The sequence below is a fragment of the Acidovorax benzenivorans genome (genome assembly GCF_028680575.1).
Classification (GTDB): domain Bacteria; phylum Pseudomonadota; class Gammaproteobacteria; order Burkholderiales; family Burkholderiaceae_C; genus Acidovorax; species Acidovorax benzenivorans.
In genome coordinates, this window is sequence record NZ_JAPCKI010000021.1 from 35,528 (window position 1) to 56,259 (window position 20,732).

Annotated in this window: 20 protein-coding genes, 2 tRNA genes and 1 pseudogene; 2 read left to right on the top strand and 21 right to left on the bottom strand. The window is 64.1% G+C overall.

The features are described 5' to 3' along the window. Position 1: 1 nt before the first annotated feature. Together OIN59_RS22970 and OIN59_RS22975 are read left to right on the top strand one after the other, a co-directional pair. Positions 2-75, top strand: a tRNA-Cys gene (locus OIN59_RS22970). Positions 76-248: 173 nt separating this feature from the next. After that, positions 249-324, top strand: a tRNA-Gly gene (locus OIN59_RS22975). Between the two features lie 746 nt (positions 325-1,070). Here OIN59_RS22975 and OIN59_RS22980 read toward each other — a convergent pair. The 21 genes and pseudogenes from OIN59_RS22980 to OIN59_RS23080 form a co-directional block, all read right to left on the bottom strand. After that, positions 1,071-1,358: a DUF2274 domain-containing protein gene (locus tag OIN59_RS22980; protein ID WP_274114247.1), complete on the bottom strand. Its 288-nt coding sequence runs from the start codon at positions 1,356-1,358 to the stop codon at positions 1,071-1,073. Then, positions 1,355-2,626, bottom strand: coding sequence for a TrbI/VirB10 family protein (locus OIN59_RS22985; protein WP_274114249.1), 1,272 nt, complete (start codon positions 2,624-2,626; stop codon positions 1,355-1,357). The genes OIN59_RS22980 and OIN59_RS22985 overlap by 4 nt, the downstream gene beginning before the upstream one ends. Before the next feature lie 2 nt (positions 2,627-2,628). After that, on the bottom strand, positions 2,629-3,618 hold the full coding sequence (trbG, locus tag OIN59_RS22990) for a P-type conjugative transfer protein TrbG (protein ID WP_274114251.1): 990 nt from the start codon (positions 3,616-3,618) through the stop codon (positions 2,629-2,631). Beyond that, entirely contained in the window at positions 3,615-4,319 is a 705-nt protein-coding gene (gene trbF / locus OIN59_RS22995) for a conjugal transfer protein TrbF (protein ID WP_274114253.1), read from the bottom strand. Before trbF ends, trbG begins: the two co-directional genes overlap by 4 nt. Positions 4,320-4,343: 24 nt before the next feature. Beyond that, positions 4,344-5,729 carry a P-type conjugative transfer protein TrbL gene (gene trbL / locus OIN59_RS23000; RefSeq protein ID WP_274114255.1) on the bottom strand — a complete coding sequence of 462 codons (1,386 nt, stop codon included), beginning with the start codon at positions 5,727-5,729 and terminating at the stop codon, positions 4,344-4,346. After that, positions 5,726-6,076 carry a hypothetical protein gene (locus tag OIN59_RS23005; protein ID WP_274114257.1) on the bottom strand — a complete coding sequence of 117 codons (351 nt, stop codon included), beginning with the start codon at positions 6,074-6,076 and terminating at the stop codon, positions 5,726-5,728. The genes trbL and OIN59_RS23005 overlap by 4 nt, the downstream gene beginning before the upstream one ends. Positions 6,077-6,087: 11 nt before the next feature. Then, on the bottom strand, positions 6,088-6,843 hold the full coding sequence (trbJ, locus tag OIN59_RS23010; RefSeq protein ID WP_274114259.1) for a P-type conjugative transfer protein TrbJ: 756 nt from the start codon (positions 6,841-6,843) through the stop codon (positions 6,088-6,090). Then, the gene (trbE, locus tag OIN59_RS23015) at positions 6,840-9,314 is read right to left on the bottom strand and encodes a conjugal transfer protein TrbE (protein WP_274114261.1); all 2,475 of its coding nucleotides are present in this window, start codon (positions 9,312-9,314) and stop codon (positions 6,840-6,842) included. The genes trbJ and trbE overlap by 4 nt, the downstream gene beginning before the upstream one ends. Before the next feature lie 12 nt (positions 9,315-9,326). Continuing rightward, positions 9,327-9,599 carry a VirB3 family type IV secretion system protein gene (locus tag OIN59_RS23020; RefSeq protein WP_063598505.1) on the bottom strand — a complete coding sequence of 91 codons (273 nt, stop codon included), beginning with the start codon at positions 9,597-9,599 and terminating at the stop codon, positions 9,327-9,329. Then, entirely contained in the window at positions 9,596-9,973 is a 378-nt protein-coding gene (locus OIN59_RS23025) for a TrbC/VirB2 family protein (protein ID WP_274114265.1), read from the bottom strand. The genes OIN59_RS23020 and OIN59_RS23025 overlap by 4 nt, the downstream gene beginning before the upstream one ends. Further along, positions 9,970-11,034, bottom strand: a complete 1,065-nt coding sequence (gene trbB, locus OIN59_RS23030; protein WP_274114267.1) for a P-type conjugative transfer ATPase TrbB — start codon at positions 11,032-11,034, stop codon at positions 9,970-9,972. The genes OIN59_RS23025 and trbB overlap by 4 nt, the downstream gene beginning before the upstream one ends. Further along, a complete protein-coding gene (locus tag OIN59_RS23035) occupies positions 11,031-11,495 on the bottom strand; it encodes a CopG family transcriptional regulator (RefSeq protein ID WP_226466819.1) in 465 nt (154 codons plus the stop codon). Before OIN59_RS23035 ends, trbB begins: the two co-directional genes overlap by 4 nt. Further along, the gene (locus OIN59_RS23040) at positions 11,492-13,495 is read right to left on the bottom strand and encodes a conjugal transfer protein TraG (protein WP_274114271.1); all 2,004 of its coding nucleotides are present in this window, start codon (positions 13,493-13,495) and stop codon (positions 11,492-11,494) included. Before OIN59_RS23040 ends, OIN59_RS23035 begins: the two co-directional genes overlap by 4 nt. A gap of 243 nt (positions 13,496-13,738) precedes the next feature. Further along, positions 13,739-13,966, bottom strand: a complete 228-nt coding sequence (locus OIN59_RS23045) for an EexN family lipoprotein (RefSeq protein WP_274114273.1) — start codon at positions 13,964-13,966, stop codon at positions 13,739-13,741. Positions 13,967-13,979: 13 nt separating this feature from the next. Further along, entirely contained in the window at positions 13,980-14,906 is a 927-nt protein-coding gene (locus OIN59_RS23050; RefSeq protein ID WP_274114275.1) for a LysR family transcriptional regulator, read from the bottom strand. A gap of 194 nt (positions 14,907-15,100) precedes the next feature. Then, positions 15,101-17,110 (bottom strand): esterase/lipase family protein, encoded by a 2,010-nt coding sequence (locus OIN59_RS23055; RefSeq protein ID WP_274114277.1) that lies wholly within the window; start codon positions 17,108-17,110, stop codon positions 15,101-15,103. Between the two features lie 56 nt (positions 17,111-17,166). Continuing rightward, the gene (locus OIN59_RS23060; RefSeq protein WP_021249559.1) at positions 17,167-17,919 is read right to left on the bottom strand and encodes an SDR family NAD(P)-dependent oxidoreductase; all 753 of its coding nucleotides are present in this window, start codon (positions 17,917-17,919) and stop codon (positions 17,167-17,169) included. Between the two features lie 49 nt (positions 17,920-17,968). After that, positions 17,969-18,970: pseudogene (locus OIN59_RS23065) on the bottom strand (bifunctional enoyl-CoA hydratase/phosphate acetyltransferase); the annotation flags it as partial. Further along, positions 18,922-19,386 carry a universal stress protein gene (locus OIN59_RS23070; RefSeq protein ID WP_021249557.1) on the bottom strand — a complete coding sequence of 155 codons (465 nt, stop codon included), beginning with the start codon at positions 19,384-19,386 and terminating at the stop codon, positions 18,922-18,924. The pseudogene OIN59_RS23065 and the gene OIN59_RS23070, both read right to left, overlap by 49 nt. A gap of 80 nt (positions 19,387-19,466) precedes the next feature. Further along, a complete protein-coding gene (gene phbB, locus OIN59_RS23075) occupies positions 19,467-20,213 on the bottom strand; it encodes an acetoacetyl-CoA reductase (protein ID WP_031346930.1) in 747 nt (248 codons plus the stop codon). A gap of 10 nt (positions 20,214-20,223) precedes the next feature. Next, positions 20,224-20,667, bottom strand: coding sequence for a phasin family protein (locus tag OIN59_RS23080; protein ID WP_021249555.1), 444 nt, complete (start codon positions 20,665-20,667; stop codon positions 20,224-20,226). Positions 20,668-20,732: the final 65 nt, after the last annotated feature.

Below are 20,732 nucleotides of genomic sequence, written 5' to 3' on the forward strand. Positions count from 1 at the left end.
TGGCGCGGTAGCAAAGCGGTTATGCCCCGGATTGCAAATCCGGTTAGTCCGGTTCGACTCCGGACCGCGCCTCCAGATACGATCTGCAGTGGTAGTGCGATAAAGCCCTCAGGGCTCAACGCAAACAAGGGTCGTATCGTTGGATGGTTAGATTTTTTTGGCTTGCAATCGAATACGGCCAAAAATAGCGATATAATTTGAGGCTTGCTGATAAGCGCTGACGGAAACGCTGGTGAACTCAAGCAAATGCGGGAATAGCTCAGTTGGTAGAGCGCAACCTTGCCAAGGTTGAGGTCGAGAGTTCGAGACTCTTTTCCCGCTCCATATTTGAAAAGGGAAGCTTAGGCTTCCCTTTTTTCTTGGTGGTGCAGGGCGTGCTGTTTTCAAGCAGCAGCCGTGGCCAGAGAGACAACAGGGCATTGCGCGCGTGCGCGGCCCGGGTTACGCTGCGACGCAGGTGTGCGCTCAGCAGCCGGCGCCCCGATGGTGAAATTGGTAGACACTGCGGACTTAAAACCTCCTTTGTCAAGTCTTCTTCTTTGCGAGGGAGTGGCCCGCAAAGCTAGGATTGGCGCGGGTTTCCAGGCATTCAGGTGCGCAGCCTGAGTTGGTCTGTTGGACGGCTAGGAGCCAGCTAGGAGCCAAGCGCGCGGTACAGTTAGAGCAAGCCCGGCGGTAGTCGGGCGAAAATGGATTGAGTAACGAGTCAAACCAGCCCGAGTGGTGAAACTGGTAGACACAAGGGACTTGAAGAAATTTGAGCCCTCCGGAGGAAACTCCGAAGGTGAAGCCCGTCAAATTCGGTGAATGCCCTGGACGCGCAAGCGTTCGAGCCAACGCCGAGCCAAGCCCTGAATCGAAAGGTTCGTGGGAAGGTGTAGAGAGCAGACGGCGGGCACCTACGGCCGCAAGGCTATGGTGAAGGCGTGCTCCAGACCACGAACAGCGCTTGCGCTGGCGGCGAAAGTCGAAGTGGTAAGAAAATCCCTCGACCTCACGGTCATGCCGGTTCGATTCCGGCCTCGGGCACCAATGCGGAAGCCGTTCTCGCATTTGCGGGGACGGCTTTTTTAGTCGGATGAACGATTTGCAATCGATTCTCTTTGGCTGACTCCGGAAGGTTTGTGCCTCGCCGGTTTAACAGCATCGGATCTTCTGAAGCCGCGATCTCGTGCCATGAACGCTTCCAGCATGTGCGGGATTAGCGTTGCCGCATCGACCGTCTCGCCATACGCCTGCGCGTGCAGTGCGGCGTAGCGGTCGAGGTCGCCTTTCAGGCTGGCCGGGCACGAGAAGGTCAGCTTGATGGCTTCATGGCGAGGCAGAGGGCCAAGCCGCAATTTCTTGGTTGTGCTCATCGTGAAGTTTCCTTGTTGAAAAAGAGCGGTTGGTAGGGACGCAATACCAGGTCGCGGTTGATGATGATCCGCACTGGCAGACCCGGCCGCTCGGTCAAGGTCGGCTGGATGTTCATGTTGCGGCGGGTCATCTCTTGACCCACCTGATTGATGCTGTCCTGGGCGCTGTCGCGCCCCGCGATGACGATGCGGTTGCCGTCCTGCCGGTTTTCCGGCGCGGCCAGCTCAGCGCCCACGCCCAGCATCGTCGTCAGCGCCGCGCCGGCGACGATGCGGCCCCAGTGGTAGTCCACGCTGTCTTCCAGGCCGGAATAGCCTGCCGGGTCGGTGCCCACGAGGTTGTCGATGGTCAGTGAAGACGTGTCTGGCAGGATGATCCGGTTCCACACCACCTGCACGCGGCTCTGCCCGTAGCTGACCTGGCTGTTGTATTTGCCCAGGATGCGCGATCCCTGCGGGATCAGCAGGAACTTGCCCGTGGCCGTGTCATAGACCGGCTCCGTCACCGTGGCGATCACGTCGCCTGGAAGATCGGACTTGATGCCCGTCACCAGCGCCCCCGCGATCACTGTCCCGGCCATCACCTGATAGGGCGAAGCCGGCATTTGCAGATTGCCGGAATTACGGGTCTCCGTAGCGCCGCCTTTCAGGAAAGCCTCTTTCTGGTCTTGCCGGTTCTGCGTGGCGATCGGGTCGGCAGGCTGGGCCGCCGTCGAGGCAGGCCCGGCCGCCAACGGATCGAAGCTCGCCAAGGTACTGCCGGGCGCAGCCGCCGCGACTTGGGCTGCGGCAGGCGCCGCGGCCTTGCCCTGCTGGCCCGAGCGAAAGAACACCGCCGAGGCTGCCGCCGCGTCCGCCTCCTTGCGCAAGGCATCCTCGGGGTCATGGCCCGGCGGCGCATAGGTGGGCGTCACGGGCTGCTGCGACTTCACGATGGCCGGCCCAAGATCGCCGGGCAGCGGCGGCCCCAGCTCGGGCACCTTCGGCGGCAGTTTGGAATAGTCCGAAGGCAAGCCGTCCAGCCCTTCGGACTTGGAGACGCGATCGACGTTGTAAAGCTCGGTCTGCTCGCCCGCGCCGCGCCGGTGCGGTTGCAGCGACCAGATCGTGGCCCCGAGCACGGCGACCGACAGGCCGCCCATCAGCATCGCCAGCGTGCGCCGGTTCAACCGCGTGACCGGGCGCGGCTGCGCGCGCAGCGCCACCGCCTCGGGCGCGACCTTGCCCGCTTGCGGCGCGGCACGGACGGGAGTGTCGTCCTGGCTCATGGTCAATTCCTCCGCGTGCCATCCGTGCGTTCGATCCGCACCACGTCGCCCTTGTCGCCGCCCAGGCGCAGTTCGGCAGCGCCGAACAGCCGATCCACGATGTAGTACGGTGGGCGGAAGCGGTAATTCACCAGTTGCCCGTCGCCCTGTGCTCCGATTACGAACAGCGGCGGCAGCTCGTCTTGCGCAATGCCGGCAGGGAACTGGATATAGACCTTCTCGCCGTCATCGAAGGCGCGCAGCGGCTTCCACGGCGGACTGCTGCCGCTGATGGCGTAGCGGAAGCGGATCTTCGCCAGTGACAGGCCGGTATCGACCGGCGCGGCCGTCTGCGCGGCCTGCGCCTGGCGCTGCAAGGCCAGCATCTTGTCCTTCGGGTATTCCCACGAGATGGACGCCATCCATGTCTTTTCGGTCGAGGTCAGCTCCAGCAAGTAGGTGCGCCGACTGGTGGTGATGACGAGATTCGTCTTGAGGCCGGATCGGACCGGCTTGACCATCACGTTGACGCGCAGCGCATCGCCGGCGCCGCTAGATGTGTCCCCCACGATCCAGCGCACCGTGTCGCCGGCGGCCACCGTCACCAGTTCCTCGCCCGGCTGCAGGGCAACCACCGTCACGCGGCTGACGGCCGCATAGACCTGATACAGCGCGCCATCGGTGAAAGGCCAGACCTGAATTGCGTTGACGTAGCCCTCGCGCGTGGGCGCGACACGCGCCTCGGAATTGGCGCGCGAGACGCGCACCTTTTCGTCTGCCGGCTCCGGCACAGGCTTGGCGTCCTCGGCTTCGGGCAACGGCTTCAACTGCGCTGGCAGCGCCAGCGGCTCGGGCACCTTGACCACTTCCACCGGCGCAGGCGGCTCCGGCAGCGGCTGGGCCTGCACCGGCTCATCGAGCGAGATCACGGGCGGCGGCTTGCCCTGCGTGGCGCAGCCCGCCAAGGCAGCGAGCATCAATGGCAAAGCGTAAAGGCGGAAAGACAAGTTCATGGTTTTGCTCCTTCGGAAGAATCCAGTTCGCGGCTCCACGACAGGCCGTTGACGTAGATGCCCAGGGGGTTCTTGCGCAGGCGCTGCTCGGTGCGCGGGGTCTGCTGCACGATGGAAATCACGGCGTTCCAGCGCTCAGTGCTGGCGGCTGCGCCATTGACGAAGCGCTGCTCCGTCCAGCGCACGTTGAATGACGTATCGCTGGCACGGGTCACGCTGCTGATCTGCACCGTCACCGACTCCTTGCCGATGCGCGCAAACGGGTCATTGATCCGCGCGTAGTCGTTAAGCACGACCGCACCCTTGTCGGTCGTGTAGTCGTAGGCGTCCAGCCAGTTCTGGCGGACGACGATCGGATCGATGGACAGCGAGCGCACCAGCGTCACGAAGCGCGCGATGTGGTGTGCCGTCTGCGCGTCGCTGGGCCGGTACGGCGTGGCGGCTTCACCCACGGCGCGCACCTGGCCCGCGTTGTCCACCTCCACGACGTAGGGCGTCACGATGGATTGCGCCGAGCGCCACACCAGGCCGCCCGCCATCAGCAGCGCCAGCGTGAGGCACCCGAAGGCCATGAAGCGCCAGTTCTTCGCCTGCACGCGGGATGAGCCGATGCGCTCGTCCCACACCTGACCGGCAGCTTGGTACGGTGTGGCAGGCTGCGGCGTGTCTGCATAGCGCACCTGCGGTCGTTTGAATCGCATGCTCAGTTCTCCTTGGAAATCGCTTTATTCGTCGGAGCCGCGCAGGCTTGGGCCTTGCCCGGAGCCACCACCGTCGCCACCGCGCAGCGTGTGGGCGGCGGTTGTCGCGGCATGGGTGAGTTGCTGACGGCGGTGCAGCCGCTTGGCCCAAGCGGGCTGTGCGTTGGCTGCGCCGGAAGTGGCTTCGCTTGCGGCGGCATGGCCGGATGCCCCAGCTCCACCGGCTGCCGCGCCTTCGTCAGCGGCTGGGCCGTTCCAGCCAGCGCGGAACGGCGCCGCCATGTGCTGCCCGGCAGCGACAGCGCGGGATGCAGCCGCGCGCCCGGTGGACTGTGCACCGGTTTTGGCGACGTTACCCAGGCCAGCCATCACCCCCTTCGCGCCACCACCTGCGGCGGCGGAACCGGCCTGGAACGCCGACTTGGCGCTGCTGGCCGCCGACGTGGCGGCACGCGCACCGCTGCCGGCCAGCTTGGTGGCGGCCGGCGCCATGCGCGCCCCGGCCATGACGGCACCACCTACGCCCGTCGCCGCAGCGCCGACGGCGACAGCCGTGCCGGCTGCACCGATTGCAGCGCCGGCCATCGCGCCCGCGCCAAGCTGTGGCGCACCTGACACAAGGCCCGTGGCGATGCCGGGACCGAAGATGCCCAGCGCCAGCAAGGTGAGCGAGGCCAGCATGATGACCAGCGCGTGGTCGATGGACGGCTCGGCGGGATGGATTTGGAACTGAGCGAACAGGCCCGATCCGATACCGACGATCACGGCCAGCACCAGCACCTTGATGCCGGCGGACACGACGTTGCCCAGCACCTTCTCGGCCAGGAATGCGGTCTTGTTCCACAGTGCGAATGGCACCAGCACGAAGCCAGCCAATGTCGTCAACTTGAACTCGATCAGCGTGATGAACAGCTGGATCGCCAGCACGAAGAAGCACAGCACCACGACCAGCCAGGCGAGGAACATCACCACGATGGGGTCGAGATTGGCGAACACCTCGGGGAACCCGGCCATGTCACCGATTTGCTTCAAGATCGGTGCTCCGGCGTCGATGCCGGTTTTTGCGAGCCGGCCCGGTTGCAAGAAATTCTCCATCGTGATGGCCGAGCCAGTGGCCATGATGCCGAGCCCGGCGAACGAGCGGAATACGATGCCGGCCAGCCAGTTGAAGTTGCCGATGATGTAGGCGAAGGCACCGACATAGAGCACCTTGCGGATCAGCTTGGCGATCACGTCCTCGCCTTGGCCGGTGGCGTGGCTCATGGCCCAATACAGCCCGGCGATCGTCATGTCGATGACGATCAGCGTGGCGGTCAAGAACGCCACTTCGCCCCGCAGCAGCCCGAAACCCGAGTCGATGTAGGTGGAGAAGGTGTTAAGGAACTGGTCGATGATGGTCACGTCATTCATGGCGAGTCCTCCTGCCCAGGCAGGGCCACGGCCACCATCTCGCTTTCTTTGGCGGGTTCATCGAAGCTGAGCGGAATCGGCGGCAGGTCGGCCAGCGTCCGGTATTCGTCCGGCCCGGCCTCACCGGAAAAGAAGCGCCGCCGGAAGGCTTCGGCGGCGGCGCGGCAAACGTCCTCGCCCGTGGCCTGCATGACTACCTGTGGATTGGCCGCGCATTGCGCGCGCAATGCCTTGAGCCGCACGGGGTCGGCGGCCAGGGCCTCGGCAAGGTTGGTGGCCGGCTGCTCGCCGCAGGCGGCCAGCAGCACGACCAGCAACGGAACAGACAGGGCGAGGACGCATCGCATGGAGCCTCCCGTCAGTCGCGGTAGAAGTTGATGGACTGCGGCGTGTACGGGGTGCCCTCACCCAGAAAGCGGCGCCGCACTTCGCGGGCGCGCTCCGTTGCAGCCGATTGCCGCGCTAGCTCCAGCGAGGCCGCACGGTCTTGCGTGATCTGGAGCCGCTGCGTCTGGATCGACTGCTTGGCCTGCAAGGCCAGCAGTTGGTTCGTGGCCTGGATGGCTTGCAGCGCGCCGACGGCGGATTGGCTCTTGCTCACCAGATTGGCCAGCACGCCTTCATCGTCATGGAGGTTCTGCGATGCCTGGGCCTGCATCTGCATCGTGGTCTGCAGGCCATTGAGCGTGTTCTTCCAACGCTCCTGTGCATCGCGGTACATCTGGTCGCCGCTCACAGTGGCGGCGTACTGCTCGGGATACAGGCGCGCGAACTCCCGATCCAGATTCGTCACGTCGTAGGCCAAGCCGCGAGCTTGGGCGATCAGCCGCTCAGTAGTCGCCAGATTGGCGCGCAACTGGCCCACCACGCTGGACGGCAGGCTGGCCAGGTTGCGCGCCTGGTTGATGAGCATCTGCGCTTCGTTCTGGAGCTGGCGGATCTGGTTGTTGATCTGCTCCAGCGTGCGAACGGCCGTGAGCGTGTTCTGCACCAGATTGGTCGGGTCGAGCACGATGTCGCCGACACCGAACAGCGCGTGGGCGGGCTGCACGGCGCCGAAGGCGAGCGTACAGGCCACGGCCAGCGCGGCGAGCTTGGGGGTATGCAGTTTCATGACAGGTTCTCCTGTGGGTGGTCAGCGGTACGGAGGGAACCCGGTGCGAGGCCGGGGAACGAGGGCAGCAGGTCAGCCGCCCAATCTAGGCCGCGATGGCGCAGCCAGGCGCCCGCGAAGCTGGGCACGCCGGCGTCCCGCAGCACGCGATCCATGTCGCGCTGGTCTTGCGGCGTGGAAGCGCCCGCAAAGGCCAGCGTCGCCGGCCCCAGGTCGAGGTCGAACAGGCGGTTGCCGAGGCGGGATTGGTAGTAGTAGTCGCGCTTCGGAACGGCCGTGGCGACGATCTCGATTTGCCTCCTGTTGAGTCCGAAACCCTCGTAGATCGTGCGAATCTGCGGCTCGGTGGCCTGCGGGTTCGGCAGAAAGAAGCGGCTCGCGCAGCTCTCGATGATCGCGGGCGCGATGCTTGAATCCTTGATGTCCGCGAGAGACTGCGTGGCGAAGATGACGCTGACGTTCTTCTTGCGCAGCGTCTTAAGCCACTGGCGGATGCGCGCGGCGAACACCGGGTCATCGAGGAACAGCCACGCCTCGTCGAGGATCAGCAGCGTGGGCGCACCGTCAAAGCGTTCATCAAAACGCGCAAAGAGGTAATGCAGCACGGCCATGACGGCGGCTCTGCTGTGCATCAACTCCTCCATCTCGAAGCACTGCACGTCGGCTGACCTCGCATCGGCGCTCTCCAGCCGGTCATGGTCGGCGTCCAGCAGCCTGCCGTGGGCACCGCCGAGCACATACGGCGACAGCGCCTGCCGCAGCGCGTTCGATTGCAGCAGCACCGACAGGCCCGTCATCGTGCGCTGCTCAACCGGCGCACCGGCGAGGCTTGCCAGCGCCGACCAAATGGCAGCCTTCTCGTCGGGGCCGACCGCCACGCCTTCGTGCAGCAAGCGGCCCTCGATCCATTCGGCGGCCCAGGTGCGGTAGCCCTCGCGGTCGATGCGTGCCAAGGGCTGGAAGGCGATTTCCCCGTCCATGCCCAGGTCGTAGTGCTCGCCGCCCAGGCCGAGGATCGTGGCGCGCATCGAGCGCCCCATGTCGAAGGCAAAGATGCGCGAGCCAGGGTAGCGGCGGAACTGCATCGCCAGCGTGGCGAGCAAGACCGACTTGCCCATGCCGGTCGGCCCCGCGACCAGCGCGTGGCCCACGTCGCCGATGTGCGTCACCAGGCGGAACGGCGTGGCGCCATCGGTGCGCGTGACGATCAGCGGCGGGCCGTCCAGGTGGTCGTTCTTTTCCGGCCCGGCCCACACCGCGGACACGGGCATCATGTGCGCCAGGTTCAGCGTCGAGACGATGGGCTGTCGGACATTGGCGTAGGCGTTTCCGGGGAGCGAGGAAAGCCACGCATCCACGGCATTCAGGGTCTCGGGAATGGTGACGAAGCCCCGTCCCTGAATGACGCGCTCCGCCATGCGCAGCTTTTCGTCGGCCACGGCCGGGTCGGTATCGAGCACAGTTACCGTGGCGGTGAGGTAGCCGAAGGCGACTTGATCGCTGCCCAGCTCCTGCAGAGCCGCGTCCGCATCGGCCGCCTTGTTGCTGGCGTCGGTATCGACGAGCGGGCTTTCCTGCTGGAAGATCGTCTCGCGCAGCAACGCGATGACGTTCTTGCGCTTGGCGAACCACTGGCGGCGCAGGCGTCCCAACTCCCGTTCCGCTTCGGCTTTGTCGAGGCAGAGAAAGCGTGTGCTCCAGCGGTAAGCAAAACCGAGGCGGTTGAGATCGTCCAGAATCCCCGGCCAGGTCGAGGTCGGGAAGCCCCGCACCGACGCCACGCGCAGGTGCTGGTCGCCCAGCATGGGCGCCAGGCCACCGACCAGCGCGGAGTCTGTCAACAGCGCGTCGATGTGGAAGGGCACCTCAGGCACCGCCAGCGAATAGCGCCGCGTCGAGACGGTGGCGTGCAGGTGGGTCAGCGTCTGGGCGTCATTCAGCCATGAAATCTCGGGCATCACGCCATCGAGCAGGTCAAACACGCGATCCGTCTCCGTGACAAAGGCTTGCAGCCGCTCGCGCCAGTCCACGCCTTCGGTCGGCCGGTTCTCGTACAGCATCCCCGCCGCGCGGGCGCGCGATTCCTCGGGTGGCAGATACACCAGCGTCAGGTGATAGCCGCTCTCGAAGTGATTTCCCGAATCCTCGAAGGTGGCCCGTCGTTCCTCGTCCACCAGCCACGACAGCGGCTCGGGAAACTCCGAGTGCGGATAGTTCGCCGCTGGCCGGCGCTCGGCCTCGATGAACAGCGCCCAACCCGAACCCAGCCGGCGCAGCGCGTTGTTCAAGCGCGCCGACGTGGCGATCAACTCGCCCTGCGTGGCACTGTCGAGGTCAGGCCCCCGAAAGCTCGCCGTGCGCTGGAAACTACCGTCCTTATTCAAGACGACACCCAGCGCGACCAGTCCGGCCCAAGGCAGCCAGTCGGCGAGAAAGGCCGGGCGCTGGCGATATTCGGCGAGGTTCAGCATGGCGGCGTCCCCCTACACGTCCAGCAGCGGGCGGTGCTTGATGTGCCGCGCGAATACGGCCATGAACTGCGGATCGACGCGCGCGCCCCACACCGCCAGCGAATGGCCGACGATCCAGAGCACCACGCCCGGAATCCACAGTTGCAGGCCCAGCCCGACGGCGGCGGCCAGCGTCCCGTTGGCAATCGCCACGGTGCGCGGTGCGCCACCCAGAAGGATTGGCTCGGTCAGCGAGCGATGCAGCGGCACCTCGAAGCCGACCGCGAAGCTATCCGGGGCACTCATACGACGGCCCCGCCGGAGAAGCTGAAGAACGACAGGAAGAAGCTCGAAGCCGCGAACGCGATGGACAGACCGAACACGATTTGGATCAGCTTGCGGAAGCCGCCCGACGTGTCGCCGAAGGCGAGCGCGAGGCCCGTGGCAATGATGATGATGACCGCGACGATGCGCGCCACCGGCCCCTGAATGGATTCGAGGATGGATTGCAGCGGGCCTTCCCAGGGCATCGAGGAGCCGGCGGCCTGTGCGGTTCCGGCCAGAAACAGCAGCAGCGCGGCCAGCAGCAGCCCTTGCCCCGCAGGGCGGGCCAGGCTGCGCAGCCGTGCAAGGCGCAAAGCCGGATTTACGGAAAAACGGAAGGCATAGGCATGCGTCATGGCAGTTCTCCAAGTGAGTCAGGAAACGGGGAAGTCGCCGCAGTGGGTCCGGCATCGGGAAGTGGCAGCAACTCGGGAAACGGCATGTCCTGCGCGTCCGTCTCCCAATCCGCCAATCGGTATCCCAGGCCGTCGAAGCCGACGACGCGGGCGATGCTCTCGATGCGGCGCTTGCGTCCACGCCCGGTGATGTGGATCACCACGTTGACCGCCTCGGCGATCAGCGCACGGGGCGGGTTCACGGCTACTTCGAGAATCAGTTGCTCCAGGCGCAGCAGCGCGCCGAGCGCGGAGCCGGCGTGGATCGTGGCGATGCCGCCGGGGTGGCCCGTGCCCCAGACCTTGATGAGATCCAGCGCCTCGGCGCCGCGCACCTCGCCGACGACGACGCGATCCGGTCGCAGGCGCATGGACGAACGCACCAACTCGGTCATCGACACTACGCCTTGCCGCGTGCGCAGCGGCACGTGGTCGCGGGCCGCGCATTGCAGTTCCACCGTGTCTTCGAGTACGAGCACGCGGTCGCCCGTGGCGGCGATCTCGGCCAGCAACGCATTGGCGAGCGTGGTCTTGCCGCTGCTGGTGGCGCCGGCGATCAAGACGTTCTGGCGTTCGCGCACAGCGTGCACCAGAAAGCCCGCCTGGGCGCTGGTCATCATCCCGTCGATGACGTACCGCTCCAGCGGGATCACGCCGATGGCGCGCTTGCGCAGCGCGAAGGCCGGCCCCGGTGCGGCCGGCGGCAAGATGCCCTCGAAGCGTTCTCCTGTTTCCGGCAACTCGGCCGACAGCAGAGGTTGGCCGCGATGCACCTCCGCACCGACGTGGGCCGCGACAAGGCGAATGATGCGTTCACCATCGGCCTCGGGTAGCTCCACACCCATCGGTGCGCGGCCTGACGAAAGCCGGTCGATCCACAAGGTGCGATCAGGGTTCAGCATCACTTCCACCACGTCCGGGTCTTCCAGCGCGGCAGCGATCAACGGCCCCATGGCCGTGCGCAGCATCTGGATGCGACGGTCGAGCGACGTGGCGCTCATGGACTGCCGAGCGGCGCTCATGACGCACGCTCTTGCGCTTGCGCGGTTGCCGCCGCGTCTTCCATCCGCATTGGGTCGGGATGCAGCTCCTCCACCACGTCGCGCACTAAGCTCCGGCCCCGCAGCAGGTGGCGGCCGAGTTGTTCGATGAACTGCTCGAAGCGCGCTTTGCCCTGGGCGCGAGCCGCGTCTTGGTGCGCCTCGGGAACCGGCGTGCTCACGGTCAGGTAGTAGCGGATGAACAGCGCCAGTGTCTCGATGGCGATGTTCTGGTCGCGCTCCATGCGCTCGGCCTGCCGCGAGAGGCGATCAAGCCGCTTGGCGATGGCCGCCTCGCGCTGGTCGGCCGCATCGGGCGACAGCCACGATGCGAGCGCCGCCGCGACGATGGATGACTTGGACACGCCTTTCTTGGCGGCCAGCTCATCGAGCCGCTTGGCGTGCTCTGGCTGGATGAACAGGTTGAGGCGGTAGTGGCTCATAGCTCGATTCCGTCGTTGGGATTCAGCGATGCCAGCCGGGCCGTGCGCTGCATGGCTGGATCAAGCTGGCGAGGAAGGGGAAGCGGCAGGTCGTCGTCGTCATCGAGTAGCGCGAGGTCGGCCGCGGGAGCGGCCAGCTCGGGGTCGTAGGCGACGGTCTCAGTTAGTTCGGGTTGACGGCGCGGGCCGCCGTCGTCGGCAGATGCGCCGAAGCCTTCGGCGGTATCGATCACAGACGCCGCAGGCACGGCAGGAATCGCCAGCCCGCTCCAGTCGTCCGGGCGAGTCGGCGGCGCATCGGCGTATTGCCCGTCCGCCAGCGCCGGCGGCGGCAGCACGCGCTGCTTGAAATTGGCGTCCGCGTAGTAGCGCAGCTTTTTGGCCTTGATCGGCGCCACGCTGGACACCATCACAACCGCCTCGTCGGGCGGAAGCTGCATCACTTCACCTGGCGTCAGCAGCGGTCGCGCCGTCTCCTGCCGCGACACCATCAGGTGCCCCAGCCATGGCGCCAGCCGGTGGCCCGCGTAGTTGCGCTGTGCGCGCAGCTCAGTCGCGGTGCCGAGTGTTTCGGAGATACGCTTGGCGGTGCGTTCGTCGTTCGTGGCAAACGTCACGCGCACATGGCAGTTGTCCAGGATCGAATGGTTCTGACCGTAGGCTTTGTCGATCTGGTTGAGCGACTGCGCGATGAGGAAGCTGCGGATGCCGTAGCCCGCCATGAAAGCCAGCGCCGTCTCGAAGAAGTCCAGACGCCCCAGTGCCGGAAACTCGTCGAGCATCAGCAGCAGCTTGTGGCGGCGCTCGATGCCGTCGGAGCCATCGAGCGATTCGGTAAGGCGTCGCCCGATTTGGTTGAGGATCAGGCGGATGAGCGGCTTCGTGCGCGAAATGTCCGAAGGCGGCACCACCAGATACAGCGACACCGGATGCTCGGCTGCGATCAGGTCGGCGATACGCCAGTCGCAGCGCGAGGTGACTTCGGCCACCGTGGGATCGCGGTACAGGCCGAGGAACGACATGGCGGTGCTCAACACGCCGGAACGCTCGTTGTCCGACTTGTTGAGCACTTCGCGCGCAGCGGAGGCCACCACCGGATGCGGGCTATCGCCGAGGTGCGGCGTGGTCATCATCCGGTGCAAGGTCATCTCGAAGGGGCTGGCCGGATCGGACAGGAAGTTGGCGACGCCGCGCAGTGTCTTGTCCTCGCCTGCGTAAAGCACATGCAGGATGGCCCCGACCAACAGCGCGTGGCTGGTCTTTTCCCAATGGTTGCGTTTCTCCAGCGCGCCTTCGGGATCGACCAGAATGTCAGCGATGTTCTGCACGTCGCGCACTTCATGCGCGCCGCGCCGGACTTCCAGCAGCGGGTTATAGGCCGCCGATTTCGCATCGGTGGGGTTGAACAGCAAGCAATGCGAGAAGCGCGAACGCCAGCCTGCCGTGATCTGCCAGTTCTCGCCCTTGATGTCGTGGATGACGGCCGAGGCTGACCAGGACAGCAACGTCGGCACCACCAGGCCCACGCCCTTGCCCGAGCGCGTGGGCGCGAAGGTCAGGACGTGTTCCGGGCCTTCATGGCGCAGGTATTGGCGGTCGTGCTGGCCAAGGAACACGCCGGACGGTTGTGTGAGACCCGCCTTGCGAATGTCCTGCGCGTTGGCCCATCGCGCAGAGCCGTAGGTCGTGACTAGGCGCGACTGCCGCGAGCGCCAGACCGACATGCCGATGGCGACCGCCACCGCCAGCAGGCCGCTGCCGCCCGCGATGGCACCGCCGGCATCGAACACGCGCGGCGCGTAAGCGTCGAAAAAGAACCACCACTCAAACAGCTTCCACGGGTGGTAGACCGGCGTCCCAAGAACATCAAACCAAGGCAAGCCAAGGCGTAGTTGATAACCAAGGGTAGCGGCTGTCCATTGTGTGGCGCCCCACACGCCAACGATCACGATGCCGAATACCACGGCGATCTGACCGAACAGCACGTTCGTTCCTTGCATGACCGGGCCTCCGATTTCTCCTGCGCTGCTTCCCCATGGAAAGAGCGGCACAAGGACGTGCCGCAGGCGTCAGGATCGGTGCCGGATCAGTGTCGGTCAAAGGCCGTTATGGCAGGAATTGAGGCTAAAAAAGCAGGAGTTCCTGCTGTAGCGACGGGAAGAAAGGCGTTGCAACCACGAGCGCATTTCAGCGTGGCGAGGTAACGGAAGGATTTTTCCAAAGCGAAGCGACTGCGCGGGTGACTACCTGGGTTTCTGCTCCGGCCGATCACCGTAGAAACGCCGCTTGGCGGCTTCTGCGGCGCGTCGGCAAAGTTCATCATCGACCTTCGCGCGATCTTCCTTGCACAGCCGTTGAATCTCCTTGATGCGTTCGGGATTGGCTGTAAGCGCGTCTACCGTTTCTGAAAGTTGAGAGGGTCCACATGCAGTCAGTGTGGCAGCCAGCATCAGCAGCATCACCTTATTCATGGTTCCAATCCTTTCATCGGGTGGGTCGGGAATTTTTGGCATTGCTCAGATTACCTGCCGAGTCAATGAAGGCCACTCGTTCAATGAACCGGGTCAACATCTCAGGAGTCTCCGCATCACGACGCAGCAGATAGGTTGTCAGCATCGGCGGTTTACCCGCCAAGGGTCGAGCCACAACACCAAGCTCGCGACTGGAGCTGATGTGCGCCGCGCCAGCCAGGCCCAAGGCCAACCCGGCGGAAACCAGAGTCATCATGAGGTCAAAGGTGGAAACGTGCTGGACTATCAGCGGCTCCTGCTCGTGCCTGCGCAGGATGCGCTCGACCTGACGCGCATGGCCTTCGCAGATTGCCGGATCGCCCAACACCAGCGGATAGTGCAGCACTTCCTCCAGCGGAACCTGCCTGAAGGAGAGCACGGGATGGCGAGCAGGTACTGCGACCATCAATTCGTCCTCCCAGGCAGATGTGGCCACGATGCCATCGCCCACATCATCGGCCATCGAAAAGCCGACATCGTATAGGTCATCGTGCAAGCCTTTGATCTGCTGGGCAAGCGGAACCTCGAATAATCGAACCTCGACCTCGGGGTCTTCTTCGCGGCACTGCGCAAGCAGCGCCGGCAAGCGTGATGGCGTGATGCCATCGGACAAGGCAATGCGCAATTGCCCGTGATAGCCATTGGAGGCAGACCTGACGCTATCGCGGGCTTGTTCCAGCGCAGTAAAGATGCGCGGTACGTGTTCCAAGAGCAATCGACCTGCACGGGTCAGTTGCGTGCTGCGGGTAGTGCGAACGAACAGGCGCGCACCAAGTTCTTCCTCCAGTTCCTTGATGGTGCGAGACAGCGGCGATTGGTCGATGTGTAGCCGTTCAGCGGCACGAGCGAAATGAAGCTCCTCCGCGACAGCGATGAAACATCGAAGTTGGCGCAATTCCACTTATGCCCTTCCTAGCGTTTCAGATCGTCCATGTTCTATGGGGTGCGGTCTGATGCTTCATTCATATGAGCACACCAGGGACGCTGTCCTCCGAACCGAAAGTGTCCCGGTTGCGATGCAAGCAGTCCAATCCGAATTGCAAAAGCTAGTGGTATGTTACTCACTAAATTATCAAAAGACAATGACTGAATCGATCAATAGGCGAGGCAAGTCCCCCTCCTTTCGGCGGGAGGGAGGTCTGCGGTTGTCAGCTGATGCCTTGCAATGTCTTCACGCAGGATTCGCGTGATCTCCGCGATTGAAGCAGCGGTCTCCTGCACGCTGTGCCCGGACACGATGATTCTTTCCGAGGCGGCCCCCTCCAAATGGGCACTTCTGTACGGAACCAGGCCGTCGTCGGAGTCCGCAAGAGAACCATCGGTGTTCTGCCTGGCGATAATCGAGTGATATAACACCCGACCCGAGATAGGAAGCTCCGCTGCGGCTTTGACAAAAGGATCCTTTTCGTCGAGTTGATCAATGCTGTTGGGAATGCGCTCCAGGAGCGTTTCCTGGGTTGTTCCCATGGTGTAGGCGCGAGCCGGAATGGCGCCAGCGAGCGCTTCCAGCAGCGTCAGCGGCAAGCGGACCAATCCGGCTACCCAGCGCCCAAACCCTTGGCCGGCAACCACGGTTCCACGGTGGGGCGTGGCGATGAATATCACCCGCTCAACACCTCGAAATGGCTGAAATTGCAGGAGAGGGTCAATTTTGGCGCGGCTCTTGCCAAGACGATTCAGATCGATCCTCGGATCCGATTCGGCCCATTTCAACAATTGCTGATCCGACGTGGAGACCATCAACCGCGCGAGCACTCCGCCCATGCTGTGCCCAACCAACACCAGCCCGTGTGAAGCTGCGGTTTTATCCTCCGGGTCGAAGTGATGCAAAGCGGCCAGCAGAACTTGTCGGATTGCCGCATGATTGGCTGGCAGCGGCATGTTCGTGGGGTAATAGACCTGCCAGACTTGGAAGGCGCACCGCAGTTCTTCGTCGGCCAGAAGTTCATTGGCCAGGTTGACCCAAGCCTCGGGGCTGCTCGCCAGTCCATGCAGCATCACGATGATGCGCCGCTGTGGATCGAATGGCTGCATCAGATACAGGCGCGGCTGATCGATTCCACGGTCACGCCCAAGCAGACCCAACAACGATTGCCGATTGAACTCCGAGCGTGCCAGCCACAGACCATAGCCAGCTGTGAAATTGCCAGCCAGCGGAACGCGTTGCCCATGGAGCGACAAATAGTCTTGCACCAGCGGGTCATATACCGCAACGACGAGTTCGTGCGAGGCCAGCAGCTCCTCCATAGAGCGCACGTCGAAGCGGAGCACTACCGTCACGTTGGGGGTGGGCATTTCGTTCCAGGCGTTGGATTTCGTCGAAAAATCATCTCCGGTGGGTAACCCGTTTTGATTGATCAACGACTGGGCATCGGTTACGGCCACCAGTTCAGCGCCCAGGCCATCCCTACGGTAGATGCCGCGCAGACCTTGGAATCTCAGCGCGCTGGCAGGCAACAACTCGCGCGGCATTGCCGCGCCGTTCGGCAGGCGAGCATTCAGGTCAACTCGCAAAGTCCAATCACCCAAACGCAGCACACCTTTGGCCTTGACAGCCTTCGCATCCGGTTTCCCTTGGCGTACGCCAAACAGCTGTGCGACCGTTTTTTGTACTGCGTAGTTGTACCAGTCGCGCACCTGCGTCTGCCGCTCCTCAAACGCGCGTTCGCCGGGTGCGCGCCTGGTAAAGAAGAGATAGGCATACGCATACCGTGCCGTCTCGATCCAAGCTGAAGTGGAGGAGGATTCGGTGTAAGGAGCCGAAATTGAAATGGACACGGCATGCTGCAACCAAAGCTCAGCCAGAGCCGATGTCCTAGTCTCTTCGTCCATGTCCTTGACCGCGGCTATCGCCGCAATACAAGCAAGTGAGGTGCTCTTTGCGCAGGCCCGTTCATCAATTTCGGCGACGCGGAGGGCCTGCACAGTCAACGCACTTAGTTTTCCCGTGCCGAGGACATCGCCCCGCCGTAGCGCAACGTATTCATCCGGTGCCATTGCGCGTACAGTCACAGAGGGCTTGAACTCGCTGACAATCGCGCAGCCGCCAAGTGCGAACACGGCAACGATCACGATCGACCACCGCAAAGAGAATGCAAAGGCCACCTGTCTCACACCTTGATGCTGCACCGGCGTTGCCGACCTCAGCCGCGACCGTAATTTCAAGCGGCGGTATAGCCGCCATCGACCACCAGCGCGCTGCCGCACATGTAGTTGGCGCCCTCGGAGAGCAGGAAGCAGGCAGCGTGGGCGATCTCTTCGGACTGGCCCAGGCGCCCGATTGCGTGCATGCCCTTGAGCGCCGCCAACGTCGCCTCGTCCAACACTTTGAGCAGCGGCGTATCGATATAGCCCGGGTGGATGGAGTTGATGCGGATGCCCTGCGCCGCGTAGGCCAGCGCCGCTGAACGCGTGAGGCCGGTGACACCGTGCTTGGCGGCGACGTAGGCTGGGGCGGTGGCGCTGCCAACCAGGCCGAGGATGGACGACATGTTGACGATGGCACCACCACCGGCGGCCAGCATGGCCGGAATCTGCGCCCGCAGGGCATATTGAACACCAGAGAGATTGACGTCGATGACGTGCTGCCACTCGTCCGCCGCCAGTTCTCCCGCAGGTTTGAGCGTACCGCTGATACCGGCATTGTTGAATGCCAGATCCAGGGCGCCGAAATGTTCGAGTGCGCACTGCACCGCTGCTTGTGCGTCGTCGGGACGGGCGGTGTTGCCGGCGTGCGCCACGGCGCGGCCGCCGGCGGCGTCGATGGCCTCCACCACGCGCCGTGCGGCCTCAAGGTCGATGTCGGAGACAACAACCTGCACGCCGTTGGCGGCCAGCAGACGGGCCGTCGCCTCGCCGATGCCGGAGCCACCGCCGCTGACGATGGCGCTGTTGCCCTTGAAGCTGTATTTCATGGTGAAGACTCCATTTTGAAATGCGGGTTGAATCGGTGGCGCAAGCGCCTCACGGCGGCGCGGCGCGCCTGCGTTCGGCCAGCATGAGTGCAATGGCGCAGGATGCCAGGCGCGTGGTGCGCGAGTCGGAGCGGCTGGTGAGCACGATGGGCACACGCGCGCCCATGACGATGCCGGCGCTTTCGGCACCGCCCAGGAACTCAAGCTGCTTGGCCAGCATGTTGCCGCTTTCCAGATCAGGCACAACAAGCACGTCAGCCTGCCCTGCCACGGCCGACCGGATGCCCTTGACTTGCGCGGCCTCGGGCGAGACTGCGTTGTCGAAGGCCAGCGGCCCGTCGACTAGGCCGCCTGTGATCTGGCCGCGATCGGCCATCTTGCACAGGGCTGCCGCATCCAGCGTCGAGCGCATGCGAGGGTTCACCGTTTCCACCGCCGCCAGGATGGCGACTTTGGGTTCGGGCACACCGATGACGTGTGCCAGATCGATGGCGTTGCGCACGATATCGGCCTTGTCCTCAAGCGACGGAGCGATGTTGATGGCGGCGTCGGTGAGGATGAAGGGCCGGGGGTAGCTGGCCGTCTGCATGATGTAGCAGTGCGTCAAGCGGCGCTCGGTGCGCAGGCCAGCCTCGGGGGCCAGAATGGCGCCCAGGTACTCGTCGCTGTGCAAGCTGCCTTTCATCAGTGCCTGCACCTCGCCCTTGCCAGCCAGCCGGGCGGCGGTGGCCGCGGCAGCGTGGCTGTGCGGCACATCAACGATCTCACTGTCCCCCAGATCCAGCCCGAAATCGGCTGCAACGGCGCGCAGCTTGGCAAGCGGCGCCACCAGCACTGGCGTGATGATGCCGGCATCGCGTGCGTCCAGTGCACCGCCCAGGCTGAGCGCGTCGCAGGGGTGCACGACGGCAGTGCGCACCGGGGCCACGGCTTTGACATGGGCGATGAGACGCGCGACACCACTGGGAGCAACGGCACTAACGTGTTCAGAAGTTTGTTCGTTCATGTGATTCCTTTGCGGTGCGGTTGGCGTACCAGCATCACGGGAACCGGCGCGATGCGCGCGATCTGCTCCGCGTCGCTGCCGAGCAGCAGCCGATCCACGCCGCGACGCCCGTGGGTGCCCAGGATGACCAGATCACACGCACTTGCCTCGGCCTGCTTGGCGATTTGTTCCGACACGCGCTCGGCACCGCTTTCAAGAAGCACCGTCTCCACGGCAAGTCCGTCCTGACGCAATCCGTTGGCGGCCTCATCCAGCAAGGCCTGTCCAGCCGCCATGAAGCGCGGACGGACATCCTCGATGTAGACCTTCGGACGTTCGAAACCCGTGCTGTGTCGGGTCGGCTCGACGACATGCAGCAGGATCACCGTGCCGCCACTCAGATGGGCCAAAGCGCGGGCATGATCGAGGGCCAGAAGCGATGTGGGACTGCCGTCCAGCGGCACCAGGAGTCGTGAATACATGGCATTCCGTCCGAAGTCGATTGGTCTTGGGGATTGCAGCGTCAGAAATTGATTGCTTGTGGCGCGGATTCCATGGCCGCTCAATACATGTGCTGGCCACCATTCATGGCGACGTTGCTACCAGTCATGAAGGCGGCGGCTTCGCTGGCGATGAAGGCGACAAGCTCCGCAATCTCGGCTGGCTGACCGAGGCGCCCGACCGGAATCGCATCGATGATCTTCTGGCGCACATCCTCACGCACCGCCATCACCATCTCGGTGGCCAGATAACCCGGCGAGACGGTATTGACCGTCACGCCCTTGCGCGCCACTTCCAGCGCCAGCGCCTTGGTAAAGCCATGGACCCCGGCCTTGGCCGCCGAATAGTTGGTCTGCCCGAACTGGCCCTTGCTGCCATTGATCGACGAGACGTTGATGATGCGACCCCAGCCACGCTCGACCATCGGATCGATGAACGGCTTGGTGACGTTGAACATGGAATCCAGGTTGGTACGCAGTACGGCATCCCAGCCGACCTTGTCCATCTTGCGCAAGGTCGCGTCGCGGGTGATACCGGCGTTGTTCACCAGGATGTCAATACGATGTCCATCGACATGAATGCGCCGCGCCAGCTCCTGCGCCGACTCGTAGTCGGACACATCCACCCCGTAGGCCGCAAATCCGTAGCCCTGCGCCGCCTGCGTGTGCTGCCACTGGTCAATCGTGGGGTTGCCTGGCGTATGCGTGACGATCACGCGGTGGCCGGCATCGTGCAGGGAACGGGCGATCGCAGCGCCCAGTCCCCGGTTGCCTCCGGTCACCAAGGCCGTTCGTTGAGGGATGCTCATGGCAACCTCTTCACTTCTTGGCTTTGCCCTGGGGCGCAGTGGATGGCGCGGTCCAGGGCTGGGCCCATTGCTGGCAAAGCTGGGCAAAAGAGGCTGTGTCACCACTGGCGCCGAATGCCTCGGAGACGGATGCCTGCCAGGCCGAGAGCGATTGGCGCAAGCCATCGGCAAAGACTGCCTGGCTTTTCGCGGCGGCCTGGCCGACCGCTTGGGTATCGCCCATGCGGCCCTGGGACAGGCGCCAGAACACCTCGGTCGGCAAGGTTGCAAGCGCCTGCCAGTCGGCCGCCTGTTGGAGGTTCTGGATGCGCGAGGTGGTCTCTAGCATGCTGCCAGCGCTGAGCTGTTGCATGGCTTCCAGCCAGTGATGGCCGCTTTCTTGCAGCAAACGGGTGATCTGAAGCTGCAGTTCGGCATTGGCCTTGTAAAGTTGGATGGGCAGTTCACTGTTCATTTCATTGCTCCACGGTCATGAGATGCCCCAATAGGGCGGGTATGGTCCATCCCGCAGGAGTGTCC